Annotated in this window: 23 protein-coding genes; 14 read left to right on the forward strand and 9 right to left on the reverse strand. The window is 73.5% G+C overall.

Annotated elements, in window-relative coordinates:
• Positions 1-231: 231 nt before the first annotated feature.
• The 4 genes from AB0411_RS13970 (at position 232) to AB0411_RS13985 (ending at position 3,758) form a co-directional block, all read left to right on the forward strand.
• Positions 232-1,026: an ABC transporter permease gene (locus AB0411_RS13970; protein WP_366417803.1), complete on the forward strand. Its 795-nt coding sequence runs from the start codon at positions 232-234 to the stop codon at positions 1,024-1,026.
• Between the two features lie 67 nt (positions 1,027-1,093).
• Entirely contained in the window at positions 1,094-1,858 is a 765-nt protein-coding gene (locus AB0411_RS13975; RefSeq protein WP_366417804.1) for an ABC transporter permease, read from the forward strand.
• Between the two features lie 67 nt (positions 1,859-1,925).
• Positions 1,926-3,023 (forward strand): ABC transporter ATP-binding protein, encoded by a 1,098-nt coding sequence (locus AB0411_RS13980; RefSeq protein ID WP_366417527.1) that lies wholly within the window; start codon positions 1,926-1,928, stop codon positions 3,021-3,023.
• A gap of 9 nt (positions 3,024-3,032) precedes the next feature.
• Positions 3,033-3,758, forward strand: coding sequence for a DUF1707 SHOCT-like domain-containing protein (locus AB0411_RS13985; protein ID WP_366417528.1), 726 nt, complete (start codon positions 3,033-3,035; stop codon positions 3,756-3,758).
• A 25-nt stretch (positions 3,759-3,783) separates the two neighbouring features.
• Here the strand turns inward: AB0411_RS13985 and AB0411_RS13990 are convergent, their stop codons facing one another.
• A complete protein-coding gene (locus AB0411_RS13990) occupies positions 3,784-5,094 on the reverse strand; it encodes an SGNH/GDSL hydrolase family protein (protein WP_366417529.1) in 1,311 nt (436 codons plus the stop codon).
• 283 nt (positions 5,095-5,377) lie between these two features.
• Between AB0411_RS13990 and AB0411_RS13995 the strand changes: the two genes are divergently transcribed.
• The 4 genes from AB0411_RS13995 to AB0411_RS14010 all read left to right on the forward strand — a co-directional run bounded on the left by AB0411_RS13995 (position 5,378) and on the right by AB0411_RS14010 (position 9,419).
• Complete coding sequence (locus AB0411_RS13995) at positions 5,378-6,730, forward strand: DUF445 domain-containing protein (protein WP_403147598.1); 1,353 nt, start codon at positions 5,378-5,380, stop codon at positions 6,728-6,730.
• Positions 6,731-6,796: 66 nt separating this feature from the next.
• Positions 6,797-7,582: a class E sortase gene (locus AB0411_RS14000; RefSeq protein WP_366417532.1), complete on the forward strand. Its 786-nt coding sequence runs from the start codon at positions 6,797-6,799 to the stop codon at positions 7,580-7,582.
• 32 nt (positions 7,583-7,614) lie between these two features.
• Complete coding sequence (locus tag AB0411_RS14005) at positions 7,615-7,848, forward strand: DUF3311 domain-containing protein (RefSeq protein ID WP_366417533.1); 234 nt, start codon at positions 7,615-7,617, stop codon at positions 7,846-7,848.
• Positions 7,845-9,419, forward strand: a complete 1,575-nt coding sequence (locus AB0411_RS14010) for a sodium:solute symporter family protein (RefSeq protein WP_366417534.1) — start codon at positions 7,845-7,847, stop codon at positions 9,417-9,419. The genes AB0411_RS14005 and AB0411_RS14010 overlap by 4 nt, the downstream gene beginning before the upstream one ends.
• On the opposite strand, the gene AB0411_RS14015 is transcribed toward AB0411_RS14010, so the two are convergent.
• The 3 genes from AB0411_RS14015 to AB0411_RS14025 all read right to left on the reverse strand — a co-directional run bounded on the left by AB0411_RS14015 (position 9,403) and on the right by AB0411_RS14025 (position 12,849).
• A complete protein-coding gene (locus AB0411_RS14015) occupies positions 9,403-10,368 on the reverse strand; it encodes an SCO0930 family lipoprotein (protein WP_366417535.1) in 966 nt (321 codons plus the stop codon). The genes AB0411_RS14010 and AB0411_RS14015 overlap by 17 nt on opposite strands.
• Positions 10,369-10,552: 184 nt before the next feature.
• Positions 10,553-12,103, reverse strand: a complete 1,551-nt coding sequence (locus tag AB0411_RS14020) for an NADH-ubiquinone oxidoreductase-F iron-sulfur binding region domain-containing protein (protein WP_366417536.1) — start codon at positions 12,101-12,103, stop codon at positions 10,553-10,555.
• Positions 12,100-12,849 (reverse strand): hypothetical protein, encoded by a 750-nt coding sequence (locus AB0411_RS14025; RefSeq protein WP_366417537.1) that lies wholly within the window; start codon positions 12,847-12,849, stop codon positions 12,100-12,102. Before AB0411_RS14025 ends, AB0411_RS14020 begins: the two co-directional genes overlap by 4 nt.
• A 565-nt stretch (positions 12,850-13,414) precedes the next feature.
• Here AB0411_RS14025 and AB0411_RS14030 point away from each other — a divergent pair.
• Complete coding sequence (locus AB0411_RS14030; RefSeq protein WP_223660172.1) at positions 13,415-14,227, forward strand: PucR family transcriptional regulator; 813 nt, start codon at positions 13,415-13,417, stop codon at positions 14,225-14,227.
• Positions 14,228-14,421: 194 nt separating this feature from the next.
• Here AB0411_RS14030 and AB0411_RS14035 read toward each other — a convergent pair whose 3' ends face one another.
• From AB0411_RS14035 to AB0411_RS14045, 3 genes are all read right to left on the reverse strand, one after another.
• Complete coding sequence (locus AB0411_RS14035) at positions 14,422-15,891, reverse strand: DUF1996 domain-containing protein (RefSeq protein ID WP_366417805.1); 1,470 nt, start codon at positions 15,889-15,891, stop codon at positions 14,422-14,424.
• Between the two features lie 142 nt (positions 15,892-16,033).
• Entirely contained in the window at positions 16,034-16,681 is a 648-nt protein-coding gene (locus tag AB0411_RS14040) for a DUF4142 domain-containing protein (protein ID WP_366417538.1), read from the reverse strand.
• A 211-nt stretch (positions 16,682-16,892) separates the two neighbouring features.
• A complete protein-coding gene (locus AB0411_RS14045) occupies positions 16,893-18,788 on the reverse strand; it encodes an AMP-dependent synthetase/ligase (protein WP_366417539.1) in 1,896 nt (631 codons plus the stop codon).
• Positions 18,789-18,948: 160 nt separating this feature from the next.
• On the opposite strand from AB0411_RS14045, the gene AB0411_RS14050 reads away from it, so the two are divergent.
• The 3 genes from AB0411_RS14050 (at position 18,949) to AB0411_RS14060 (ending at position 21,429) form a co-directional block, all read left to right on the forward strand.
• Entirely contained in the window at positions 18,949-19,254 is a 306-nt protein-coding gene (locus AB0411_RS14050; protein ID WP_366417540.1) for a DUF6412 domain-containing protein, read from the forward strand.
• Between the two features lie 97 nt (positions 19,255-19,351).
• The gene (gene yidC / locus AB0411_RS14055) at positions 19,352-20,431 is read left to right on the forward strand and encodes a YidC/Oxa1 family membrane protein insertase (RefSeq protein ID WP_366417541.1); all 1,080 of its coding nucleotides are present in this window, start codon (positions 19,352-19,354) and stop codon (positions 20,429-20,431) included.
• A 140-nt stretch (positions 20,432-20,571) separates the two neighbouring features.
• Positions 20,572-21,429, forward strand: coding sequence for a fumarylacetoacetate hydrolase family protein (locus AB0411_RS14060; RefSeq protein ID WP_366417542.1), 858 nt, complete (start codon positions 20,572-20,574; stop codon positions 21,427-21,429).
• 97 nt (positions 21,430-21,526) lie between these two features.
• Here AB0411_RS14060 and AB0411_RS14065 read toward each other — a convergent pair whose 3' ends face one another.
• Together AB0411_RS14065 and AB0411_RS14070 are read right to left on the reverse strand one after the other, a co-directional pair.
• Entirely contained in the window at positions 21,527-22,048 is a 522-nt protein-coding gene (locus AB0411_RS14065; RefSeq protein WP_366417543.1) for a heme-degrading domain-containing protein, read from the reverse strand.
• A complete protein-coding gene (locus AB0411_RS14070; RefSeq protein WP_403147589.1) occupies positions 22,045-23,166 on the reverse strand; it encodes a Gfo/Idh/MocA family oxidoreductase in 1,122 nt (373 codons plus the stop codon). Before AB0411_RS14070 ends, AB0411_RS14065 begins: the two co-directional genes overlap by 4 nt.
• Before the next feature lie 56 nt (positions 23,167-23,222).
• Between AB0411_RS14070 and AB0411_RS14075 the strand changes: the two genes are divergently transcribed.
• Together AB0411_RS14075 and AB0411_RS14080 are read left to right on the forward strand one after the other, a co-directional pair.
• A complete protein-coding gene (locus AB0411_RS14075; protein ID WP_366417544.1) occupies positions 23,223-24,404 on the forward strand; it encodes an ROK family transcriptional regulator in 1,182 nt (393 codons plus the stop codon).
• Positions 24,405-24,450: 46 nt separating this feature from the next.
• On the forward strand, positions 24,451-25,224 hold the full coding sequence (locus tag AB0411_RS14080; RefSeq protein WP_366417545.1) for a GntR family transcriptional regulator: 774 nt from the start codon (positions 24,451-24,453) through the stop codon (positions 25,222-25,224).
• Positions 25,225-25,333: the final 109 nt, after the last annotated feature.

Consider the following 25,333-nt stretch of genomic DNA (forward strand, 5'->3'; position numbering starts at 1 on the left):
GGGGGATTCGTGCGGTGCGCCGCAAGAGCAACTGCCGCCCGCCCGGAAACTCTCGCATCCTGGGCCCCGGTCAGGCGGGGTGGCGCGCACCGAAGTCCGCGAGCTGACCGGCCGAACGGCGCCCATGGCTCACCCGAAGCGGTGATAAAGCGATGGCGGGTTGCCGTGCTCCGGGCCTAGGCTCCGGTGCTTTGGCCGTCCGACGGCAACGAGGCCGGGGGGAAGAGCGTCGTGTGGTACCTCGCGGTGGCGGCCGGCAGCTTCCGGCGGTACGCCACCTATCGCATCGCCACCGTGGCGGGAGTGTTCACCAACACCGTCTTCGGCTTCATCGTGGCGTTCACCTACCTCGCGCTGTGGCACGAGCGGCCGCATCTGGGCGGCTACGACCAGGCGCAGGCGCTGGCCTTCGTGTGGACCGGGCAGTCGCTGCTGGCCTCGACCGGGCTGATGGGCGGCGGCCTGGACGAACTGCAGGAGCGGATCCGCAGCGGCGACATCGCCGTGGACCTCTACCGGCCCGCTGACCTGCAGCTGTGGTGGCTCGCCGCGGACCTGGGGCGGGCCGGATTGCAGCTGATCGGCCGCGGGGTGGCGCCGATGGTGGTGGGCGCCCTGGCCTTTCCGCTGGCGCTGCCCGGCGATCCGCTGACCTGGGGCGGGTTCCTGCTGTCGGTGCTGCTCGGGGTGGTGGTCGGGTTCTCGCTGCGCTACCTGGTCGCGCTGGCGTCGTTCTGGCTCCTCGACGGCGCGGGCCTGGCCCTGATCAGCGGCCTGGCCTGCATGTTCTTCTCGGGGATGGTGCTGCCGCTGCGGGTCTTCCCCGGCGCGCTGGGCGAGATCGCCCAGCTGCTGCCCTGGGCGGCGGTCCTCCAGGTGCCGGCCGATGTGCTGGTGGGGGCGCGCAGCGGCGGCGCGGTGCTGCGGGGGCTGGTGTTCCAGGCCGCGTGGGGCGGGGCGCTGCTGGCGCTGGGGCGGCTGGTGCAGGCGGCGGCGACCCGCAAGGTGGTGGTGCACGGTGGCTAGCGGGGAGCCGGGCGACGGCGGGGGCCGGGTCGCGCAGGGGTTCCTGGCGTACCGGCTGATCGTGCGGATGTGGGTGCGCTCCGCCCTCGCCTACCGGGCGTCGTTCCTGATGATGGCGTTCGGCAACTTCGCGGCCAACGCCCTGGACTTCGTCGCGATCATGCTGATGTTCTCGGGGATCGACGCCCTCGGCGGTTTCTCGCTGCCCGAAGTGGCGTTCCTGTACGGGACGTCCGGGGTGTCGCTGGGGCTGACGGATCTGCTGCTGGGCAGCATCGAAGGACTGGGCCGGCGGGTGCGGGACGGCACCCTCGACGTCCTGCTGCTGCGGCCCGCACCGGTCTTCGCGCAGGTCGCGGCGGACCGTTTCGCGCTGCGCAGGCTGGGCCGGCTCACCCAGGCGGTGCTGGTGCTCGGCTGGTCGCTGCCCCGTATCCCGGTGGACTGGACGGTGGGCCGGGTGCTGATGGTGCCGCTGATGGCGGTGTGCGGGGCGGCCATCTTCGCGGCGGTCTTCACGGCGGGCGCCGCCTTCCAGTTCTGGGCACAGGACGCGGCCGAGGTGCAGAACTCCTTCACCTACGGCGGCAACGCGATGCTGCAGTACCCGCCGACGGTGTTCGCCAGGGAGCTGGTGCGCGGGGTCACCTTCCTCGTCCCGCTGGCGTTTGTGAACTGGCTGCCCGCCCTGTGGCTGCTGGGCCGCCCCGATCCGCTGGGGCTGCCGGGCTGGGTGGACTTCCTGGGGCCCGTGGTGGCGGCGCTGATGTGCACGGGGGCGGGGCTGGCGTGGCGGCTGGGGCTGAGGTCCTACCGCAGCACCGGCAGTTGACAGGGCATCAACGGCCCCGGCGGCGTGGTGCTCCGGGACCGCGGCAGCAGACGGCTAAGGAGGACGGGTGACGGACGAGAGGGCCGGGGCGGAGCCGCTGATCGAGGTGGACGGCCTGGAGAAGGTGTTCTCGGTGCGGCGCAAGGCCGGCCGGCTGCGCCGGGTGCGGCAGGAGGTCCGGGCCGTGGACGGCATCTCCTTCCGGGTGCCGCGCGGCGAGATGGTCGGCTACATCGGCCCGAACGGCGCCGGGAAGTCCACCACCATCAAGATGCTGACGGGCATTCTGGTGCCCAGCGGCGGCCGGTTGCGCATCGCGGGGATCGACCCCTCCCCGGGTGCCGGGCGCCGCCCCCGGGACCGTGACGCCGCGGCCCCCGGGTTCCTGCGCGGGGGGCACTCGGACCGCGAGCGGACCCGGCTCGCCCGCCGGATCGGGGTGGTCTTCGGGCAGCGCACCACCCTGTGGTGGGACCTGCCGCTGAAGGACTCCTACGAGCTGGTGCGGCGGATGTACCGGGTCCCGGACGCCGTCTACCGCGCCAACCTGGAGCGCTGTGTCGAGCTGCTGGACCTGGCCCCGCTGCTGCCCGTACCGGTACGGCAGCTGTCGCTGGGGCAGCGGATGCGCGGCGATCTCGCGGCGGCGCTGCTGCACGACCCCGAGGTGCTCTACCTCGACGAGCCGACCATCGGCCTCGACGTGGTCAGCAAGGCGAAGGTGCGCGGGTTCCTGCGCGAGGTGAACGCCGAGCGGGGCACCACGGTCCTGCTGACCACCCACGACCTCACCGACATCGAGCAGCTGTGCCGCCGGGTGATGGTCATCGACCACGGCCGGCTGGTCTACGACGGGGGCCTCGACGGGCTGCGGGCGGCCGGCGGCGGCGAGCGGACGCTGGTGGTGGACCTGGAGCGGCCGCTGCCCCCGATCGAGGGCGTGCCGGGCGCCCGGACGGTCAAGGTGGACGGGCCCCGGCAGTGGCTGGCGTTCCCGGCCGCGCAGAGCGCGGCGCCGCTGGTGGCCGCGGTCGCCGCGCGCTACCCGCTGGTGGACCTGTCGGTGCGGGAGCCGGACATCGAGACCTTGATCGCCGAGCTGTACGCGGGCGGGAAAGGGGCGGATACCGGGCGGAGCGGGGGCAAGGAGGGCCGCGCCCTCTAATGTGTCCGTATGACTGAAGAACTCCCGGAACTGCGCGCCGCCGACGCCGACCGCGAGCGGGTCGCGGAGATCCTGCGGGACGCCGTCGCGGAAGGCCGGCTGGCGATGGAGGAGTTCGACGAGCGGCTCGACGCGGCCTACCGGGCGCGCACCTACGGGGAGTTGGAGCCGCTCACCGCCGATCTGCCGGTGTCCGCCGCCGCGCCGGCCCCGCTGTCGCTGCGCAAGGAGAGCGCGGCGCCGGCGCCGTGGGCGGAGCGGATCGCCGCGGACGGCGCGAAGGGGTCCACGGCCGGCCTCGCCGTGATGGGCGGCTTCCAGCGCAAGGGCCGGTGGACGATCGGGCGCCGCTTCACCGCGGTCTGCCTGATGGGCGGCGGCGAGATCGATCTGCGCGAGGCGGACTTCGCCGGGCCCGAGATCGTCATCAGCTGCTGGGCGGTCATGGGCGGGGTGAACGTCGTGGTGCCGCCGGGCGTCGATGTCGAGGTGCGCGGCCTGGGCATCATGGGCGGCTTCGACTCGCGCGAGGACGGGGTGCCGGGCGAGCCCGGCGCGCCGCGCGTGATCGTGGGCGGGCTGGCGCTGCTCGGCGGCGTCGGGGTCGAACGCAAGCTGCCCAGGGCGGAGAAGCGGCGGCTGAAGGACGAGCAGCGGCGGCTGAAGGACGAGCAGCGGCGCCAGAAGCAGGAGCGCCGCCGCCTCGGGGACGACTCGCGGGGGGAGTTGGACTGAGGCGGCGGCGTCTGCTCCGTTCGCGTCAGAGCGCGGCGGGCGCGGCCAGCTTGAGGTGGGCGAGGTTCACCGTGTGGGCCATCGCCCGGAAGCCCTCGTCGTTGGGGTGGAGATGGTCGCCGGAGTCGTAGGCGGGCCGCAGCCGCACCGGCGCCGCCGGGTCGCGCAGCGCCTTGTCGAAGTCCACGACCTCGTCGTAGACGGTGCCGGAGCGGATGATGCGGTTGACCCGTTCGCGCGTCGAGTTCAGCAGGGTGGAGTACCCGCGGTGACCCCCGAACGGGGTGAGGGTGCTGCCGGTGACGCGCAGGCCGCGGGCGTGCGCCTGGCGGACGATCTCCCGCATGCCCGCGACGATCTTCTCCGGGTCGAGCTGGCGGGGCGTCTTGAACAGGTCGTTCAGCCCGATCTCGACGATCACCGCCTTCACGCCGGTGCGCGAGAGCGCGTCGCGTTCCAGGCGGGACAGCACGCTGGGCCCGTTGTTCGGGGAGAACCGGGAGCCGTTGACCAGCAGCCGGTTCCCGCTGATGCCCTGGTTGAGGACGCCGTAGCGGGGCGCGCCGGGCTCGTTGCGCAGCCGGGCCGCGAGGAAGTCCGTCCAGCGGTGGTTGGCGCCCGCGGTGGAGGTGATGCCGTCGGTGATGGAGTCGCCGATCGCCACGACCGAGCCGCGGGCCTGGGTGCTCCACACGTCCACACCGGTCAGGTAGCGCCAGTACGGGCTCTGCTCGGTGTACGCCGCGCCGGTGGCGTCCTCCGCCCGGTCGCCGCGCGCCAGGTAGGAGGTCTGCCGGGCGTACGGGTGATAGGTGGCGGGCCCCGACGGGGACGGGGAGTACGTGGTGACCAGCAGATCGGCGTCGCCGGGCACCTTGAGCCGGGTCGGGTCGCTGGTGACCGCGCCGCCCGCCGGGATGGTCACCGCGGGCTTGCCGTTGAAGGACAGCCGCCGCATGGTGCCGCTCGCGGCCGTGGGGTTGCTGGGGGCCGCGGCCAGCGCCAGGGTGGCATGGCTCACCACCAGCGGGCGGGTGCCGTAGAGGTTGGAGAGCTGGATGCGGACGCCCGAGCCGCCGACGCTGGTGTGGACGACATTGCGTATCGACATTCCCGCGTAGCCGTTGAGGGTGCCGGGCTCGGCCGCCGCGGCGGCCGCCGACCAGGTGCCGACCCACTGCCCGGAGACCGCCGGCGCGGCCGGGTCGCGCGGCTTGTGCGAGGCGTCGCCCGGGCCGCCGTCGTCGCCACCGAAGCCGACGAATATCGCGGTCGAGATCAGCACCACCACTGCTGCCAGACCGGCGAGCAGGGAGTAACCCACACTTTTCTTCATGCGGGAGGGGTCTCCTGGGTAAAGCGGAGCAACACGCTCCGGGCGGGCAAGGGCAGCGGATGATCAGCGGCACCGTTGCGGTCCGATCGGTCCCCCATGATCCCACGGACCTCCGGCGCGCCGCCCGGCGCCCCGCTCGATGCCTCCCTGGCATGGACGCGGGGAACTCGTGGTTCGTTCCAGGAGTAGGTCACAGTGGGGTATACGGCCGGACCGGCGGCCGGCGCGCGGAGCCGGACGGTCCGGATGGATGGCGGGGGGCACGGTGGGAACGGTGGAACGGATGGAACGCACATCTGCGGACAGGACGCCGCATGCGGGACGGGCCCCGGCGCCGGGCGCGCCGCAGGGGGGCCGGCCCGCGCCGGCCGGCGGCTTCGCGTACGGCGCCGCCGACGAGGAGCGGCGGCGTGCCGTACGCCGGATGAAGACGCTGGCCACCGGTCTGCTGCTGGCCGTCGCGCTGGTCTACGCCCTGGCGAAGTGGGCCGGGGCCTCCGGGGCGGGCGGCTGGACCGGGTTCGTCGCGGCGGCCGCGGAGGCCGGCATGGTCGGCGCGCTGGCCGACTGGTTCGCGGTCACCGCGCTGTTCAAGCGGCCGATGGGGCTGCCGATCCCGCACACCGCGATCATTCCCACCAAAAAGGACCAACTGGGGCAGAGTCTGGGTGATTTCGTCGGCGAGAACTTCCTCTCCGGCGAGGTCGTCCGCCACCGGCTGCGCTCCGTCGGCATCGGCCGCCGGGTCGGCGGCTGGCTCGCCGAGCCCGGCAACGCCGACCGGGTCACCGCCGAGCTCTCCACCGCGCTGCGCGGCGCGCTGACCGTGCTGCGCGACTCCGATGTGCAGGCGGTGGTCGGCGAGGCCATCACCCGCCGCGCCGACGCCCAGGAGATCGCGCCCGGGATCGGCACGATGCTGGAGAAGGTCGTCGCCGAGGGCGGCCACCGGCGGGTGGTGGACCTGCTGGTCTCCCGTGTCCACGACTGGCTGGTCGAGCACGGCGACTCCGTGATGAGCGCGGTCTCCGGCGGCGCGCCCGGATGGACCCCGCGGTTCGTCGACCGCAAGGTGGGCGACCGGGTCTACAAGGAGCTGCTGCGCTTCGTCACCGAGATGCGGGACATGCCCGAGCACCCGGCGCGCGGGGCGGTCGACCGCTTCCTGCGGGACTTCGCGGACGATCTGCAGTCCGACCCGGCCACCCGGGCGAAGGTCGAGCGGCTGAAGTCCGAGGTGCTGGGGCGCGGCGAGGTGCAGGACCTGATCGCCTCGGCCTGGGGCTCGGTGCGCGCGATGATCGTCGCCGCGGCCGAGGACGAGCGCAGCGAACTGCGGATGCGGGTGCGGGCCGCGCTGCTGTCCCTGGGCCGGCGGCTGGCCGGCGAGGAGCGGCTCCAGGGGAAGGTGGACGGCTGGCTGGAGGGCGCGGCCGTCTATGTGGTGACGAGGTATCAGAGCGAGATCACGGCTCTGATCACCGACACCGTCGCCGGCTGGGACGCCGAGCAGACCTCGAAGAAGATCGAGGCGCACATCGGCCGGGACCTGCAGTTCATCCGGATCAACGGCACCGTCGTCGGCGCCCTGGCCGGGCTCGCCATCTACGCGGTCTCGCAGGCCTTCGGCGGCTGATCCCCGCCGCGGACCGGGCGCGCGCCGCCTCTGGTGGCTTCGCCCCGCAGGGCTTACGGTGCCCGCGTGCGGGAGCGGATACCGGTAGTCGTACAGGGGCGGCGCACCCGCCGCTCCCGTGCCGCGCGGGCGCTGTGGACGGGTGCGGAGCTGGCCGTGACGCTCGGCGCCGTGCTCCTGCTGCTCGTCGTCCACCAGCTGTGGTGGACCAACCGTCAGGCGCAACGCGCGGCGCACGACCAGGTGGACCGGCTGGAGCGGCAGTGGGACGCCCGGCCCGCCGCACCGGCCGCGCCCGCACGGCCCGGTGACGGCGGCGCGGCGGGGCGGACCGCGCGCGGCGGCCCGCCGTCCGGCGCAGCAGCCCGCCGCGACGCGGGACGGGCCCCGGCGCCGCCGCGGAACCTGGCGTACGCCGTCCTGCGCATCCCGCGGATCGGCCTGACCGCCCCCGTCGCCGAGGGCGTCGGCAAGGCCGCGGTCCTCAACAAGGGCTACGTCGGCCACTATCCGCACAGCGCCCAGCCCGGCGAGCGGGGCAATGTCGCGCTGGCCGGGCACCGCAACACCCACGGCGAGCCGTTCCGCCGCCTCGACCGGCTGCGCACCGGCGACACCGTGCTCCTCGACACCGCCCGGGCCCGCTACACCTATGTCGTGCGGCGCACCCTGGCGCGTACCACCCCCGCGGACGGCACGGTCCTCGCCGCCGTTCCGTACAGCAGCGTGCACCCCGCCTCCCGCTTCACGGCGCCCGGCGCCTATCTGACCCTGACGACCTGTACGCCGGAGTACACCTCCACCTACCGGCTGGTGGTCTGGGGCGTGTTGCGGTCGACACAGTCACGCTGAGGGCGGCCGTGCGTCGCCTAGGCTCTCCCCCCGTGCGAAAAGAGACCTTTGGCGGGCGGGCCCCGGGTTCGAGAAGGCGCCCCGCGCTGCTGTGGCTGCTGCTGCCGTACGTGGTGTTCCTGGCGGTGCTGCCGCTGGTGAACCGGGTGACGCCGACGGTGCTCGGCCTGCCGTTCCTGTTCTTCTGGATGCTGGTGGCGACGCTGGCGACCCCGCTGTCGGTGGGGCTGGCGCGGCGCGCCGACCGCAAGCGGGGCCGGGTGTGAACGCCGCGGTCGCCACCGCCGTCTTCGGGGCCTTCATGGTCCTCACCGTCGTCCTCGGCCTGCTCGCGGTGCGCGGCCGCGGCTCCGGCGGGGGCCTTGCCGAGTGGTCGGTGGGCGGCCGGAGCCTGGGGACGGTCTTCATCTGGGTGCTGATGGCCGGCGAGAGCTACACGAGCTTCAGCTACCTCGGCGCGGCCGGCTGGGGCTACCGGTTCGGTGCCCCGGTGCTCTACGTCCTGGCCTACATGTCCTGCGGCTATGCGCTCGGGTACGTCGTCGGGCCGATGCTGTGGTCCTACGCCCGCCGGCACCAGCTCGTCGGCATCACCGACATGGTGGCGCACCGCTACCGGGCGCCCTGGCTCGGCGCCGTCGTCGCCCTGCTGGCCACCGTCTGCCTGCTGCCGTACATCCAGCTGCAGATCACCGGCATGGGCGTGGTCGTCTCGACCATCTCCTACGGTGCCATCAGCCTCAACTGGGCCTATTTCATAGCCTTCGCCGTCACCACCGGCTTCGTCGTGATCAGCGGGCTGCGCGGCAGTGCCTGGGTGTCGGTGCTCAAGGACGTCCTCGTCATCGCGACCCTCGGCTTCCTCGCGGTCTATGTGCCGCTGCACTACTTCGACGGTTACGGGCCGTTCCTGCACCGGATCGTCGCCGAGCGGCCGCAGTGGCTGACCTTCCCGGGCCATGCGTCGGGCGGACTGGGCCCGGTCTGGTTCGTCACCACCACGGTCGTCAACTCCCTGACGGTGGTCGTCTTCCCGACGACCGTGGCGGGCTATCTGGGGGCCCGCAACGCCGAGGTGCTGCGCCGCAACGCCCTCTACCTCCCGTTCTACAACGTGCTGTTGTTCGTGCCGATGCTGCTGGGGATGGCAGCGCTGTTCGTGGTGCCCGGGCTGGTGGGAGCGGGCTCCGATCTCGCGCTGTTCACCATGGTGGTGGACTCCCTTCCGGCCTGGGCCGTGGGACTGATCGGGGTGGCCGCCGCCCTCTCCTCCATCGTGCCGATGGCCGTGTTCATGCTGGTCATCGGCACGATGTGGGGGAGGAGCGTGCTGGGGGCGCGCTCGGGCGGCGGCGGGGGAGCCGGGGAGGCTTCCGGGGACGGCGGTCGGCGGACGGTCGGCGGACGGCAGAAGCTGTGGTCGCAGCTGGTCGTGGTGGGGGCCGGGGCGCTGGCGCTGGCACTGACCTACACCGCCCCCGACACCCTCGTCAGGCTGTCCTTGATCTCGTACGAGGGCATGGCGCAGCTCGTGCCGATGCTGCTGCTGGGGCTGGTGTGGCGGCGGCTGACGCTTCGCGCCGCGGTGAGCGGCCTGGCGGCGGGCTTTGCGCTCGTCTGTGTCCTGGTCTTCGGGGGACACGACCCGGTCTGGGGGATGAACGCGGGGCTCGTCGGGCTCGCCGTGAATGTGGCGGTGGCGCTCGGGGTCACCTGGCTGGGACCGCGCGATACGGACGAGAGGCCGGACGCCGAGGTGCTGGCGCTGGACGACGAGTTCCCCCGGGGCGGTGCGGTGGCGCCGGGCGGGGCGGTCGGCCCTACGGCGTCGTCGTGATCTTCTTGCCCTCCTTGGAGACCGCGAACCACAGGCCCATCTTGCCCTGGCCGTTGATGTCACCGGGCTGCTTGTCGCCGGTGAACCAGTAGACCGGCCAGCAGTCGACGGCCAGCTGGCGGGTGCCGTCGGGGCGGGTGACGGTGGAGATGAGCTTGGGGGCGATGCCGTTGAGCTTGGAGCGGTCGGCCGGCTTGGCGGGCTTCCAGGTGTCCAGGCAGGCGTCGTTGCAGCCGAACTTCATCGGCCAGGCGCTGTCCTTGTTGAAGCGGTAGAGGGTGCGGCCCTCGCCGTCGACGAGGATCGAGCCGAGCTGCGGGTGGTCGAACACCGAGACGTCGCCGGGCTTTTGGGCGCCGGCCTTCTTGCCGTCGGCGGCCAGCGCGTTCCAGGTGCCGCCCACGCCCTGGCCCTTGGTGTCGCCGGGCTTGGTGTCCTTGGCGTAGCGGTAGGCGGGCCAGCCGCCGATGGTGAGCTGCTTGGTGCCGTCGGCGCGGGTGACCGAGCCCAGCTTGCTCTTGTCGATGCCGGCCGGGGCGCTGGCGCCGTCGGCGGGGACCACCGGCCAGGTGGTGGCGCAGGAGCCGGAGCAGTTGGACTTGGACGGGTCCGCGGTGTCCTTGTCGAAGCGGTAGAGGGTCATGCCCTTGGAGTCGGTGACGACCGGGCCGAGCTCGCTGTCCTGGTGCAGGGCCAGCGTGCCGGCGCTGGGGGCGGCCTGCGGGGCCTTGCCGCCGTTGTCGCCGCCCGCCTGGCCGCCGTAGCCGCCCGCGCCGGAGTCCGACCCGGAGGAGCCGTAGCCGTAGTCGCTGGTGCCCTGCCCGGCGGGCTGGACGTTGTCGGCGGTGGGGGTGCCGGCGCTCTGGTTGTCGCTGCTGCCGCAGGCGGCGGTCAGGGCCAGGGTGGCGACCGCCATGGCCGCGAGACCCGCACGACGTCGAGTGCTCATGTTGTCTCCTTGGTCGGTGGTGTTGCGTCGCTTGCTGAGGTGAGGGCCGGGACGGTGGCCCGGCCCTGTGGTGGCCCGGAGCCCCCGGCGGGGTGCCGTCGCCGGGGGAATACGCGCTACGGGGGGCCGGGCGTTCAACGCGGCCGGAGAATTTTCTCCGCGCGCAAAAACCGGGCCACCGGCGTCAGTTGCCGCCCTGCACGCGCAGCGCGAGTGCCGGGCAGCGGCGGACCGCGAGCTGCGCGCGGCGCCGCATCCGGGCGGGCAGCGGCATGCTCGCCTTCTCCGGATAGCCGTCCGGGCCCAGCTTGATGATGCCGGGCACCACGTCCGCGCACAGGCCGTGGCCGCGGCACAGCGTCCAGTCGACCAGCAGCCTCTCCTGCGGCGGCGCGGCCGGCCGGGAGGGCGCGGGCGCCGGCTGGGGGACGGTGGAGGGCAGCGGCCGGCTCCCGGTGACCGGCAGCGCGCCGGTCACCGGGCGGCCGCATCCGAACCCCTGCGCATGACGCTCGAACTCCTCGGGGAAGGCGGCGAGGGCCGAGGCGACGAAGCGCGCGGTGCCGTCCGGATGGCTGCAGGCGCCCCGCTTCTCGACCGCCCGCATCCGCGCCTGGACGGCCTCCAGGGCGGCCGAACCGCCGCCCCGTACGGCGCGGTCGAGCTGCTCGGCGAGCGCGGGCAGGCCCAGCACGCAGGGGCCGCACTGGCCGGCCGACTCGGCACCCATCCACTGCGCGACGCGTACCGTCTCGCCCGCGGGGCAGGTGTCGTAGGGCAGCGGCAGCACCGCACCGGCCCCGAGCACCGCCTTGTACTCCGCCAGCGACTCCTTCGAGAGGTTCGCGGTCAGTGCGTCGGTGGGCGACACGAAGGTGCCGTGGTAGCCGCCGATCAGCACGCCCTGCCCCTGGTCCATGCCGCACAGCGCCAGGACGCGGGCCAGCGAGACGCCGTAGGGCACCTCCACCACGCGGCTGCCGGCGACCGTCAGCAGCAGCGTGCCGGGCTCCGTGGGCAGGCCCACCGTGCGGTAGCCGAGCGCGCCGAGCCGGGCGGCCACGGCGAGCTGGGCGTAGGTCTCGGTGTTGGACAGCAGCGTCGGCACACCGTTGAGACCGCGCTCGCTGGAGCGGATCTTGCGGCCCGAGGGGAGGCCGGGGCCGCCGCCCAGCCCGTTCGTCATCGCGGAGCCCTCGCCGGTGACGAACCGTTCGGTGAGCAGGGTGACCCGTAACGTCGGCCGCACCGGTCCGCGCTCGTCGATGGCGCTCTGCACGGACTTCAGCACGTCCATGCGGGTCACCCCGATCGCGACCTCCTGGGCGCCCAGGGCGTCGGCGGCCAGCAGGGCGCCGTCGATCACCAGGTGCGGGGCGTGCAGCAGCATCGCGGTGTCCTTGAGGCAACTGGGCTCGCCCTCGCTGCCGTTGACGACCACCGCGCCCTTGCCGTCCGCCTTGCGCATCCCGTCCATGACGGCGGTGAGCTTGCGGGCGAAGGGGAAGCCCGCACCTCCCCGGCCGCGCAGGTCGATGTCCTCGGCCAGCGCCACCAGCTCCGTGGAGGTGAGCTGGGGCAGGCTGCCGTGCCGGGACAGGTGTGCCACCCGGTCCATGCGCGGCAACTCGTCGAGGCCCGCCAGCAGGCGCGGCGGGCCGAACGATGCCAGCGTCGGTACGGGCTCCGGGTCGGGGACGGCCGGGAGCGGACGGGTGGGAGCGGGGGCGGTCATGGGAGTTCTCCTGTGTTCCTGCGTGAATCGCGCATCCGGAGCGCAAGCCGTACGGCCACCGCGACGAGGCAGACGGCGTAGCCGACGAGGGCATAGCCGGCCGCGGGGCGGCCCGCCCTGAGGCCGTGCACCAGGGCCAGCCCCCAGGCGGCGTAGGCGCTCATGTGCAGGCCCCGCCACCACCGGGAGGCGGTGATGCCGGTGAAGGCGCCGCGCACCGCGCCGGTCACCGCGACGGCGACGAACACGTAGGCGGCGAGGGTGCCGAGGCCGATGAGGCCGGGGCGGGCGCCGTCGGTGAAGGGCACCGCGGCGGCCGTCGCATCGGTGTGGCCCTCGGTCACCTTGACCCAGATGTGCAGGCCCAGGAAGCCGAGGCCGGCGACGCCGGTGCCGCGGTGCACGGCCTGGGCGAGCAGCCGGTGGCCGGACTTCAGCACCATCCGGTCGGTGGCGGCCAGGCCCCACAGCACGGTGACCGACAGGGAGACCAGCGCGAGCACCCCGGCGCCGAAGTCGAGGAAGTTCAGCAGGCCGTCCATCGCGCCGGAGCGCAGCAGGACGGCGAGGAAGAGCAGCAGTGCGGCCGGAAGCGCCGGGCGGAGTACGGCGGTTCCGGCGAAGCCGCCGGCCGGTCGGCGGGCCGGCGGCCCGGGTTCGTTCGGGGGACGCCGGGGGCGGGGCACGAAGGGCGAGGACCGGGCTCGGTGCGTGGCGCGGCGGCTCTGCATACGCGGTGCGGACATCGGACCTCCCGGTGTCGGGGCGCGGGTGCGGGATGCGAATTTCGATGAAATCTCCCGGGGGCGTAATTTGCCCGGGGCTTTTGTTCGGGTGACCCCCGGTAACACTAAACATTCTGTAACCGGTCGGATACGCAGGGCCGTAATCCGGATGTGTAAAAGCATCTCCGAACGCGTTCAAGCTTTCGTAAGGTTTATCGCGCTGTGACAAATTCCTGCACTGGCATCGCGGTCGCGCGGGGTGACTCCGGATGATGCCGACTCAGGCGCCCGGGGGGCGCCAATCCCCAGTAACAGCCGCATCCCCGCCAGGATCGAGGTAGCGATGTGTGATCTCCTGAACCGCATCTGGTCGCGTCCCCGAGGCGAGTGGAACCGGGTAGTCAGAAATGAACTTCCGGATCTCGCCGACAAGTTGGTCGCGGAGTTGCAACGCGGATTTCCCGCATTGTCCGCACTTCTCGGGGATACTCCCGTAGAAGAGGCACAATGGGCGCTTGAACAGGCCTTGCTGACAGTTCTTGGGTACCAAAAAGAGTCGGAGAGTAAACCTAGGGCGGTACCGTCCGTGGTGACTCCGATGCCGGTGGCCCGGGCCCGCCAGGACCTGTTCGACGTGCTCGCCGGGCAGCGGGAGCTGCCGGAGGAGGGACTGAACGAGCTGGCCCGCGCGGCCGGCTGGCCGGTCCCCGAGACCCTCCAGGCCGTGGTCCTCGCCACCCCCGTCGAGGCCGCCCAGCTCGCCGCGGCGCTCGGCCACGCGCTCATCGGCTCCGTCGACGGGTACACCTGCCTGTTCGTCCCCGACCCGGCCACCCAGACCCGGGCCCGCCTGGAGGCGGCGCTCAAGGGCCGGCCGGCCGCGGTGGGACACGTCGTGCCGGCCACCGACACCGCCTCCTCGCTGCGTTGGGCCCGGTACCTGCTGACGCTGGCCCCGGGCCGGGTCGGCCCGGAGTCGCGGCCCGCGTTCGTCGACGACCACCTCTCCGCGCTGCTGCTGCTCCAGGACGAGTCGCTGGCCGACGCGCTGACCTCCCGCTGGCTCGGCCCGCTGGAGGAGCTGACGCCCCGGCAGAGCGAGCGCCTGGAAGTCACCCTGTTGGCGTGGCTGGAGGGCGGCGGTGCCCCCGAGGCGGCGAAACTGCTGCATGTGCACCCCCAGACGGTCCGATACCGCCTGCGTCAGATCGAGAAGCTCTTCGGCCCGGTGCTGCGCGACCCGCGGACCCGCTTCGAGCTGGAGATGGCGCTGCGCAGCCGCCGGCTGATGGCCCATGTGCGCAGCTACCGCGCACGCGCCGGCCGTCGCGCACGGGCCGTCGCCTCGTCCATACGCCCGCTGGGCATGGCCCGCGAGGCCCGCGTCAACGGTCTTTGAGGAACCGACGGTTGACACACCGCGCCCGTTGAGCTGACGGCCGGCCGGTACGGCAAGAGCCCTCCGGTACGGCGCGCGCAGTCCGGCGCAGAGCAGCGGCCCCGACCCCCGGGAATCCGGGTCGGGGCCGCTGCTTTGTCACGTCCCGGGGGCCGTGCGCCCCTTGGGGGAGATCCCCCAAGGGGCTGCGGGCCTCAGGTGCACTTGCGGCCGCTGTTGATGCAGTCGACGGCCTTGCTCATCAGCTGGTCCGGCATCACGTTGATGAAGTCGCCGTGGTCGGTCACCGGCTTGTGCAACTGCTCGGGGAAGCTGTCCACCGCGAAGCTGTCGCCCTGCGGGACGTCGTAGGTGATCCGCTGGGTGAGCTGCGGGATCGCCTTGAAGCCGTTGGGGCAGACGCCGTTCTGGTCCGAGAACGCGACATGGTCGCGGTGGTTGCCGCTGTCGATGTCCCGGCCGTTCCAGCAGTTCTGGAAGGCGAAGGTCCGTACGACCTGCGAGCCCTCCGGGCACAGCGGGTACTTGTCCTTCAGCTGCCGGTCCTCGAACCCGGTGCAGCTCCAGGACGCGTTGGCGTTCTTGGTGCCGTTGGTGAACGCCTTGGCGTCACCGGTGATGATCTTCATGAAGCGGGGCATCGCCTCGACCTGGCCGACCTGGCTGCCGCGGAACGACAGGGTCACCGTGGCGGGGGTCAGCGTCGTGCCGACGTTGGCGTCCTGCGCGGCGCCCGGCTTCTGCTCCGCGTTGCCGTCCAGCTTGCGCAGCACCGGCCAGTAGTGGGTGGACTGGTCGCCGTTGTTGCAGGTGGTGTCGGAGGCGGCGAGCTTGTTGTCGTCGGCGAAGGCGTCGGTGGCCTTGTTGCCGACGTAGTCGTGGGTGTGGTGCGCGCCGTTGCTGACGCCCGGCGTCACGATGACGTTGTCGGAGTTGAAGTGGCCGTCCTCATTGCGGCCGCACTCGGTGGTGAAGGTGCCGGTCGAGGCGTTGCCTCCCTTGGGGGCGGCGAACGGCGGGGCGTCCGCGTTCGGCTGGACGCTGGTGATGTCGACGAAGTCGTCGGGGGAGGGGCCGCCGGCCTGGCCCTGCTGGCCGCCGTTCTGGTTCTGGTCCTGCCCCTGCTGGTTCTGGTCCTGGCCCTGTTGCTGCCCCTGCTGGTCCTGGCCCTGCTGCTGGCCCTGCTGGTCCTGGGTCGGGTTCTGCCCCTGGTACCAGCCGTCCTGCACGGACTTCGTGGAGTCGTTGCCGCCGGCTCCGGCGCCCTCGTTCACGGGCTTGGTGGTACAGCCGCTCATCTTCAGCAGGTAGCCCGGCCGCTTGGTGTTCTTGGCGATCGCGGTGACCATCATCCTGATGGTCTTCTCCCGCTGCGCCTTGAGCGGGGACATGACGGCGGTACCGCTGCCGCCCATCATCTTGTGGTACGCGTCGTGCACCTGCTTGTCCAGGGCGGAGAGCCCCTTGGAGACCGGGAGCTGGGCGCTGCGCGGGACGGTCCGCAGCCGCTCGCCCACATCGGGGCAGGAGATGGTGAAGGCGGACGCGGTGTGCTGATGGCTGCCCATCGTCGTGCCCGGGGTGTTGTTGCCCGCCAGCGCCGTGGTGGCGTAGGCCGCCAGCCCGCCGCCGCCCAGCAGGAGGGCGGTGGCGCCGATGAGCATTCTGTTCGTCAAACGCGAGCGTTTATGGGCCTGTTGCCGTTGCCTCATGAGATCACTTCGCTTCGTCCGATGTGAGGGGTGTCGTCCTGGTCGGTTTCACAGGGGTTGTGGGCGGATCCGCAGAACCGGGAGCTGCGTGCGGTCAGCTGGTGTGCAGGGTGTTGAAGTCGACGTTCCCGGTCTTCTCCAGGACCGTGATGTGGTCCAGCACGACGGCGTTGGCGCGGTCCGCCAGGGCACGCACCATCGTGTTCTTGGTCTGGTCACGGACCAGGGCGATCAGCCCGAAGACCTTGCCGTGGGCCCGGCGCAACAGCTCGGCCATCGTCGCGTCGAACTCCTTTCCCTGGGCGGCCTTGATCTGCCCGAGCCAGCCCTGCTGGGCGGCGTTGGGCTCCGCGGGCAGGTCGATGCCCAGCGCCTGCCCGGCCTCGTTCGACCGCCGGTCCAGCTCGGTGTGCCCGGCCACGAGATGGTTGCCGGCCGTGCGGACCGCGGGGGTCGTCCCGCGCTGCTGGGCCATCCGGCCCGAGGGCAGCTCCCACAGCCCGGCCAGCTTGACCTTGCGCACGAAGTCCCGGTCCATCGCGGTGAGCGGACCGTAGCGGGTCTGGACCGTGCCGCCGCCGTCGTCGTCGTACGAGAGCGTGGTGGTGGCCGCGGCCGCGGACTCGCCGAAGAGCTGGACGGGCAGCAGCAGCGCCGCGAGCGTGGCCACGAGCGCGGCTACCACCAGTCCGGTGGCGATGGTCCGCCCGGATGTTGCGGAATTGCTGAGGATGGACCGCACACGGCCTCCCGGTTCGTCACTACTGGAATCCCACCGGACGCTAAGTGCCGTACCGGCCCTGCGGGCCGGGGTCCTCACCCCTGGACAAATAACGGCCGGGCCCGCCGCGGCACTGCTACGGTGCCGCGTGCGGGCCCGGCCGGGGGAACGGGTGACGTGCGCCGGCTTTCCGTATGCCCGGCCGGGCCCGTCCAGCCCGTGCGCGCCGCGTTCAGCGCGCGTACAGCCCCGCCGCGGCCCATCTGCGACGATCGCGCCGGGTACCGGGCTCCTCGCGCTTGCCCTCCGCGTACAGGGCGTCGATCTCCGCCGCGTACCTCCCCACGATCGCCGCCCGCCGCAGCTTGAGCGACGGCGTCATCAGCCCGGACTCCTGGCTGAACTCCTCGGGCAGCACCCGGAAGGCGCGGATCGACTCGGACCGCGACACCGACGCGTTCGCCCGGGCCACCGCCCGCCGGACCTCCGCCTGCAGCTGCTCCTCCGGCGACGGCGCGGTGCTGTCCGGGCCGGGCTCGTCGCGCAGCCCCCGCCAGTGCGCCAGCGCCTCGGGGTCCAGCGTGATCAGCGCGGTGACGTAGGGCCGGTTGTCGCCGACCACCACGCACTGCGAGATCAGCGGGTGGGCGCACAGCCGCTGCTCCAGGCCCTGCGGGGCCACGCTCTTGCCGTTGCTGGTGATGATGATGTCCTTCTTGCGGCCGGTGATGACGAGATAGCCGTCCTCGTCCAGGTGGCCCAGGTCGCCGGTCGGCAGCCAGCCGTCGTACAGCCCGCTGCCCGGTGCGCCGCCCTCGTCGAGGTATCCGGCGAAGACCACCGGGCCGCGCACCCACACCTCGCCGTCCAGCGCCAGGTGCACCGCGCTGCCCGGCAGCGGGCGGCCCACCGTCCCGAACCGCACCTTGCCGGGCGGCTGGACGGTGATCGCGCCGCTGGTCTCCGTCAGGCCGTAGCCGTCGTAGACGGTGATGCCGATCCCGGCGAAGAGCAGCCCCAGTTCGCGGAAGAGCGGTGAGCCGCCGGAGACCGCGGTCCGCACCCGGCCGCCCAGCGTCTCGCGGATACGGGAGTACACCAGCCGGTCGTAGAGCGCGTGCCGGGCCCGCAGGAACGGGTCGGGGCCGCGCCCGCCCCGCCCCTCCTCGGCGAGCGCCTCCGCATAGCGCACCGCCACCGTCATCGCCGCGTCGAACGTCCGCTGCCGGCCCGCCGCTTCGGCGGCCAGCCGGGCGCGGGTGCAGATCTTCTCGAAGACGTACGGCACCGCGAACAGGAAGGTCGGGCGGAACGACGCGAGGGCCGGCAGCAGCTCCTCCGACGTCACATCGGGCTGATGGGCGAGCTTCACCCCGCCGCGCAGGCAGGCGACTTGCACCATCAGCCCGTAGATGTGCGCGAACGGCAGGAAGGCCAGCAGCGAGGGGCGCTCGCCGGGCGCGGCCAGCAGCCCGCCCCAGCCCGCGTACAGGGTGTCGCACTCGGCGGCGAGATTGGCATGGGTGATCACACAGCCGCGCGGGCGCCCGGTGGTCCCCGAGGTGTACACGATCGCCGCGACGCCGTCCGGGCAGACCGCGTGCCGCAGCCGGTGCACATCGGCCTCCGGCAGCCGGGTGCCCTCCTCCGCCAGCCGCCGGACGCAGTCCAGGTCCAGTTGCCACAGCCGGCGCAGCGCGGCCTCCGCGTTGCAGGCCTCCGCCACGGTCATGGCCTGCGCCTCGTTCTCGACGACGATCGCGGTGACCTTCGCCCCGACCAGGATGCAGCGCAGCTGCTCGGCCGAGGCGGTCGGATAGACCGGCACCAGCTGTCCGCCGATCGCCCACAGCGCATAACTGAACAGCGTCCACTCGTAGCGCGTACGGGACATCAGCGCGACCCGGGTGCCCGGCCGCACCCCGTCCGCCAACAGCCCCCTGGCCAGGGCCATCACTTCGTCCCGGAACTCCGCCGCGGACACCTCCTGCCAGCCGCCGGGTGCTCGGTCGTCGCGGCGTGCGAGCTGAGCGAAATCCGGCTGGTGGGTCGCGGTGTCGAATACGGAGTCGGCGAGACCGCCGGTCCGCAGTGGAGCCGCCACGGCCGGAACGCTGATGTCGCGCACAGCACCTCCTAGGTGTTCCCCCTCGATCCCCCTGGTCCGCCGACGTCCCGACGGCAGGGGGGCAAGTTATCGGCCGGTCTCCCCGCTGCCCAGATCTGTGGCTACTCTTGAGCGGAAGCCGATAAGTCTTGACGACCTGACAACCTGAGGAGGGCGCCGGATGTACCGCATCGTCCACGCATGGCGCCTGTACACCTCGGCGCTCCTGTTCGTCCTGGCCGGGTTCCTGCTCACGCAGACCGGACTCACCACCGCGCTGACCGCCGCCGCGACCACCGGCGCGCTGCTCCTGCTGTGCCGCGCCTTCCTGATCGCGGCCTTCGCGCGGCCCGTACCACCGGGCCGGATCCGTACGGCCCTGCGCGACCGCGAGCGGCGCACGGCCTTCCTGCCGCAACGCGATCCCGACGCCGCCGGCCGCCCGCGCCCCCGAGCACCGGGCCGTCCCCTCCCGACGGCCGCGTAGGCGCACGCTCCGGTCACCGCACCGCATTCCGCGTCCGCGCGGCTCGTCACGCCGAATCCTTCTTCCCGGCACGACGAGACCCGTGGAGGGCTCACCCATGTCCATGTTCGGCTTTCTCGGCGAGGCACTGGCGCACGGCGCCGGGGCGATCGCCCCGCTCTTCGGCACCGCGGCCATGGCCGCCGCCATCGTCCTGTGCACCCTCGGCGTCCGCGCCGCGTTGCACCCGCTCGCCCGCGCCGCGGCCCGCGGCGAGAAGGCCCGCTCGGCGCTCGCACCGCGGATGGCCGAGCTCCAGCGCACGCACAAGGGCAACCCCGAGCGGCTGCAGAAGGCGATGTCCGAGCTGTACGCCGAGACCGGCTCCTCGCCGCTGGCCGGCTGCCTGCCGACCCTGCTGCAACTGCCCGTCTTCTTCGTGATGTACCACCTGTTCTCCACCGGGGGAGGCGGCCTCCAAGGCCACACGCTGCTGGGGGCTCCGCTGGGCGGCCACTGGAGCCAGGCGCTGGCGGACGGCGGGGTGTTCGGGCCGCAGGGGCGGGTCTACCTCGCGCTGTTCGTGCTGATCGCGGCCGTCGCCACCTGGAACGTCCGGCGCGCCAGGGCCGCGGCGGCCGCGGCCCCGCAGCCGGCCGCGGGCGGCGGCGCGGCACTGCCCGGGATGTCCTCGATGGCCAAGCTGATGCCGCTGCTGTCCTTCGGCACGCTGATCACCCTGGCCGTGGTGCCGCTGGCCGCCGGGCTCTACGTGGTCACGACGACGACCTGGACGGCGTGCGAGCGGGCGCTGCTGCAGCGGGACCGGGGGCGCGGCGAGGGGGCGGCGGCCACCGCGAAGGCCCCCGCCGCGGGGAAGCCGTCCCGTGCCGGGGCGCAGGCCGCCGCCCCGTCCGGCGAGCGGACCCCCGCACCGGCTGACGGCGCGTCGGGCGCCCGGGTCCCGCAGCAGCGTCCGGCGCCGCGGCGCGCGGACGGGAAGGGCGGGCCGAAGAGCCGCGCGGCCCGTCAGCGGGCGGCCCGCGCCCGGGCCAACTCCCGGGCGGGCTCCCGCGCCGGGACCCCGTCCGGGACCCGCCCGGCCGACGGGGCGAAGCCGCGGGCGGACGGTGCGGACCACGACCGTACGAACGGTACGGACGGGGCTCCCGCGGCGATCGGCACTACCTCCCGGTAACGGTCCAGTCCGTGAACGGGGTCTTGCGGACTGGACCCCGTTCTCGGAGGATCAACCAAATCGCTCGATGGCCGTCCCCCATCGGCCGGCCCGGGAAATCCCGTTCCGGGGCCGACCCTTCGACCACGGGAGTGGAACCGATGAAGCTGCTGCGTGTCGGCACGGTGGGGGCGGAACGCCCGGCGCTGCTCGACGGAACGGGGGTCCTGCGGGACCTGTCCGGCCTGGTGAGGGACATCGACCCGGCGCTGCTCGCGGACGACGCGGCACTGGCGCGCCTGCGCGCCGCCGCCTCCTCCGGCGAGCTGCCGGAACTCGACGCGGCCGGGCTGCGCACCGGCCCGCCGCTGGCCGGGATCGGCAAGATCGTGTGCATCGGGCTGAACTACCACGACCACGCCAGGGAGACGGGGGCCGCGACCCCCGAGGAGCCGATCCTCTTCATGAAGGCCCCGGACACGGTCGTCGGCCCCGAGGACACCGTGCTGGTCCCGCGGGGCAGTGCGAAGACCGACTGGGAGGTGGAACTGGCGGTCGTCATCGGCCGCCGGGCCCGCTACCTGGAGAGCGACGAGCAGGCGCTGGCGGCGGTGGCCGGCTATGCGGTGGCGCACGACGTCTCCGAGCGCGCCTTCCAGATCGAACGCGGCGGCCAGTGGGACAAGGGCAAGAACTGCGAGACGTTCAACCCCCTGGGCCCGTGGCTGGTGACCGCCGACGAGGTCCCCGACCCGCAGGCCCTCGGCCTGCGGCTGTGGGTCAACGGCGAGCTGAAGCAGGACGGCACCACCGCCGAGCAGATCTTCCCGGTGGCCGAAGTCGTCCGCTACGTCAGCCAGTTCATGACCCTCCACCCCGGCGACCTCATCAACACCGGCACCCCGGCCGGTGTCGCCATGGGCCACCCGGAACCCAAGCCGTACCTGCGCGCCGGCGACGTCGTGGAGCTGGAGATCGACGGCCTGGGCCGGCAGCGCCAGGAACTCAAGGACGCCTGAGGGGGCGGTGGTACGACGCACGGGAGGCGGCCCCGGTCCGCGACCGGGGCCGCCCCCCTCCTTGCGCATCAGGCCCGCCGGGACGCGGGAGTCGTGCTCACCCCGCCGCCATGAACCGCTCCAGCCCCTCCACCACCAGCGCATGGTCGTCGGCCTGGGGCAGGCCCGACACCGCGACGACGCCGACCACGCCGGTGCCGCGCAGCCGGATCGGGAAGGCGCCGCCGTGCGCGGCGTAGCGGTCCGGGTCGAGGCGGGAGGAGTCCTCGAAGGTGCGGCCCTTTGCGCGAAAGCCCGCGCCGACCCGGTACGAGGACGCGCCGTAGCGTTCGACGACGGCGGATTTGCGGGCGATCCAGGCGTCGTTGTCGGCGCAGGTGCCGGGCAGGGCGCAGTGGAACAGCTGCTGGGCGCCGCGCCGGATCCCGACCGTCACCGCGGCGCCGCGCTCCCGCGCCAGTTCCACCAGCAGCGAGCCCAGGCGCCAGGCGTCCTCGTTGCCGAAGGCGTCGAGGACCAACCGGTCCTCCTGTGCCGTCAGTTCGCGGATCTCGTCGTTCGCCGCCCGTGTGCCGGCCGCGCTCACGGACGCGCCCCGCTCCGGGCCCGCCGCGCTCATGCGGGCTCCGCGATCCGGACCGTACGCCCTTCCGCGGCGGAGAGCTTGGCGGCCTCCAGGACGCGCAGGGCGGCCGCGGCCTCGGTGGCGGTCACCGGCGGGCGGCCGCCCTCGCGCAGGGCCCGGGCGATCGCGGCGTAGTAGGCGGGGTAGTCGCCCGGCAGCGTCGGCACCTGCTCGCCGCCGCCGGTCTGCGGGGACGATCCGGCGCCGAGCCGGCCCCAGCGGGACTCCGGTTCCACGCCCCATTCCCCCTGCGCGTCGCCGGGCCGGCGGCCCTCGCGCAGGGCGGCCTCCTGCGGGTCCAGGCCGTGCTTCACATAGCCGGCCCGGTTGCCCAGCACCCGGAAGCGCGGGCCGAGCATGGGGGTGGTGGCGCTCATCCACAGATGGGAGCGGACGCCGCCGGCGTGGGTGAGGGCGAGGAAGGAGTCGTCGTCGGCCTCGGCCCCCGGGCGGCGCACGTCGGACTCGGCGTACACGGAGACGACCGGGCCGAAGAGGACCAGCGCCTGGTCGACGAGGTGGCTGCCGAGGTCGTAGAGCAGGCCGCCGATCTCCGCCGGGTCGCCGGACTCGCGCCAGCCGCCCTTGGGCTGCGGCCGCCAGCGCTCGAAGCGGGACTCGAAGCGGTGGACGTCGCCGAGCGCGCCCTCCTCGATCAGCGTGCGGACGGTGCGGAAGTCGTTGTCCCAGCGGCGGTTCTGGAAGACGGAGAGCAGCAGGCCGCGGTCCTCGGCGAGCGCGGCGAGCTTCTCGGCCTCGGCGGCGGTCGCGGCCAGCGGCTTGTCGACGACCACCGGGAGACCGGCCTCCAGGGCGGCGGTGGCGAGCGGCACATGCGTCTTGTTCGGCGTCGCCAGCACGATCAGGTCGAGGTCCCCGGCGCGGTCGAGCACCGCCTCGGGGGTGTCGACCGTACGGACCCCCGGATGCTCGGCGCGGGCCTGCGCCTGCCGCTCCGGGGCGGCGGTGGAGACGGTGTCGAGCTGCAGGCCCTCGGCGGCCGCGATCAGCGGGGCGTGGAAGACGGAGCCCGCCAGGCCGTAGCCGATGAGGCCGGTGCGGAGCGGGGGGTGGGGGGCGGCGGTGCCGGTGGAGTCGCTCATCTCGCTCATGGCTCCCACTTTGGCAACGGTGTTGCCAAAGTGCAAGCGATGCGGACAATGGGTGGGTGAGCAGCAACGACCTCCCCCACGACGGCACCGCCGGCACCCCGGGCGCGGGCCTCCCCGCCCTGCGCGGTCACAACGCCGCGCTGGTGCTCGGGCTGCTGCGCGCGGCCGGCGGGGCCGGGGTCAGCCGCCGCGAACTCGCCGACCGCACCGGCCTGACCCCGCAGGCCGTCAGCAAGATCACCGCCCGGCTGCGGGCCGACGGCCTGGCCGCCGAGGCGGGCCGCCGCGCCTCCACGGGCGGCAAGCCCGCCACCGTCCTGCGGCTGGTCCCCGAGGCCCGGCACGCCGTCGGACTGCACCTGGACCGCGACGAGCTCACCGCCGTCCTGGCCGACCTCACGGGCGAAGCGGTCGCCGTGCGCCGCGCCCCGCTCGCCTTCGAGGCCGGCGCCGGACAGGTGCTCGCCACCGCCGAACGCGAGGTCGCCGCGCTGCGTGCGCGGGCCGGCGGGCCGCCGGTGCTGGGCGCCGGGGTGGCCTGCCCGGGCCCGCTGGACCACACCACCGGCATCCTGCACCGGGTCACCGGGGCGCCCCGGTGGGACGGCTTCCCGCTGCGGGAGGCGCTCGCCGAACGGCTCGGGCTGCCCGTCGTCGTCGACAAGGACACCAACGCGGCGGCACTGGGCCTCGCCCAGGGGATACCGTCCGGCGCCGGCTCGTTCGGCTACCTCCATCTGGGCACCGGCCTGGGCGCCGGGCTCGTCCTGGACGGCAGCCTCTACCGCGGCCCGCGCACCGGCGCCGGCGAGTTCGGCCACCAGGTCGTGCAGTGGGACGGGCCGCGCTGCGGCTGCGGACGGCGCGGCTGCATCGAGGCGCTGTGCCTGGCCGCGGTGGCCGGCGGGGATCTGCCGGGCGCGGCACGGGCGTTGGGCGTGGGCGCCGCCAACCTCGTCGAGCTGCTGGACATCGACCGGGTGCTGCTCGGCGGACGCACGGTACTGGCCCACCCCGACGGCTTCCGGACCGGTGTGGCCGAGGCCCTGGCGGCCCAGGCCCGTGCCCGCGGCAGGGCCCCGGTGCCGGTGGCGCTCGCCCAGGGCGGCGCGCGGGTGGTCGCCGACGGGGCGGCGGAGCTGGTGCTGGCACCGCTGTTCGGCAGCCGGCCGGGCGGTCTCGCGGCCGGGGCCCCCGCTGCCGGCGGCGCCCACGCCCTCCCCGGGCCGCACCCTTAGGGGCCTGTCCGCCGACCGTGCCGCGCCGTAGTGCGAGGATCGCCGCGTGGACTTCCCGTACGGCCAGGATCCTGGCGCACCCATCCGGTCCGGCGTCCCCGAGCACGGGCGCATCCCCAAGTACTACGCGGCCAAGGTCGAGATCGCCGCGCTGCTGGCGGAGTGGGACGAGGGCGCGGTGCTGCCCACCGAGCGCGAGCTGGCGCTGCGCTTCGAGGTCTCCCGCGAGACGCTGCGCCAGGCCCTGCGCGAACTGATCCTGGAGGGGCGGCTGCGGCGGGCCGGGCGCGGCACGGTCGTCGCGGGCCCCAAGATGGAGCAGCCGCTGTCGCTCGCGAGCTACACGGAGGGCGTCCGCGGCCAGGGCCGCAGGCCCGGCCGGCACCTGGTCGGCCTCGACCGGTTCCCGTGCCCGCCGCGGCTCGCCGGCGACCTGGGCCTCGAAGCGGGCGACCCGGTCTGGCACATGGAGCGGGTGCTGCTCGCCGACGACGAGCGGATCGGGCTGGAGAGCACCTATGCCGCGGTCGCGCGGGTGCCGGACCTGGCCACCGACTTCGCCCCGGACTCCTCCTTCTACGCCTATCTCGACCAGCGGCTGGGCATCGGCTTCGGCGACGCGGACGAGCGGCTGGAGACCGTCCTCGCCACCCCGCGCGAGGCACTGCTGATCGGCACGCCCGGTGCCCTGCCGATGCTGCTGATCCACCGGCTGTCGCGGGACACCCACGGCCGTCCCCTGGAGCGGGTCCGCTCGCTCTACCGGGGGGACCGGTTCTCCTTCACCACCCACTTGGGGAAACCGGCGGCGTCGGACTGAAACGGGCGACGGCAGCCGCGAACCGGAACGAACCCCCGCAGGGCCCCCGCAGGAAAGTCACGAGGAGATAACGGGTCTAGGCCAAGTGTGCGGCCGTGTTCACCGCCGC

This window comes from Streptomyces angustmyceticus, from assembly GCF_040701845.1.
In the GTDB taxonomy this organism is placed as follows: domain Bacteria; phylum Actinomycetota; class Actinomycetes; order Streptomycetales; family Streptomycetaceae; genus Streptomyces; species Streptomyces angustmyceticus_A.

Excerpts from the sequence above, each read along its gene's own strand:
- yidC (WP_366417541.1), top strand. The coding sequence starts at position 19,352 with ATGTCCATGTTCGGCTTTCTCGGCGAGGCACTGGCGCACGGCGCCGGG.
- AB0411_RS13985 (WP_366417528.1), top strand. The coding sequence starts at position 3,033 with ATGACTGAAGAACTCCCGGAACTGCGCGCCGCCGACGCCGACCGCGAG.
- AB0411_RS14050 (WP_366417540.1), top strand. The coding sequence starts at position 18,949 with ATGTACCGCATCGTCCACGCATGGCGCCTGTACACCTCGGCGCTCCTG.
- AB0411_RS14015 (WP_366417535.1), bottom strand. The coding sequence starts at position 10,368 with ATGAGCACTCGACGTCGTGCGGGTCTCGCGGCCATGGCGGTCGCCACC.
- AB0411_RS14020 (WP_366417536.1), bottom strand. The coding sequence starts at position 12,103 with ATGACCGCCCCCGCTCCCACCCGTCCGCTCCCGGCCGTCCCCGACCCG.
- AB0411_RS14070 (WP_403147589.1), bottom strand. The coding sequence starts at position 23,166 with ATGAGCGAGATGAGCGACTCCACCGGCACCGCCGCCCCCCACCCCCCG.
- AB0411_RS14025 (WP_366417537.1), bottom strand. The coding sequence starts at position 12,849 with ATGTCCGCACCGCGTATGCAGAGCCGCCGCGCCACGCACCGAGCCCGG.
- AB0411_RS13990 (WP_366417529.1), bottom strand. The coding sequence starts at position 5,094 with ATGAAGAAAAGTGTGGGTTACTCCCTGCTCGCCGGTCTGGCAGCAGTG.
- AB0411_RS14060 (WP_366417542.1), top strand. The coding sequence starts at position 20,572 with ATGAAGCTGCTGCGTGTCGGCACGGTGGGGGCGGAACGCCCGGCGCTG.
- AB0411_RS13975 (WP_366417804.1), top strand. The coding sequence starts at position 1,094 with ATGTGGGTGCGCTCCGCCCTCGCCTACCGGGCGTCGTTCCTGATGATG.
- AB0411_RS14065 (WP_366417543.1), bottom strand. The coding sequence starts at position 22,048 with ATGAGCGCGGCGGGCCCGGAGCGGGGCGCGTCCGTGAGCGCGGCCGGC.
- AB0411_RS13995 (WP_403147598.1), top strand. The coding sequence starts at position 5,378 with ATGGAACGCACATCTGCGGACAGGACGCCGCATGCGGGACGGGCCCCG.
- AB0411_RS14035 (WP_366417805.1), bottom strand. The coding sequence starts at position 15,891 with ATGCTCATCGGCGCCACCGCCCTCCTGCTGGGCGGCGGCGGGCTGGCG.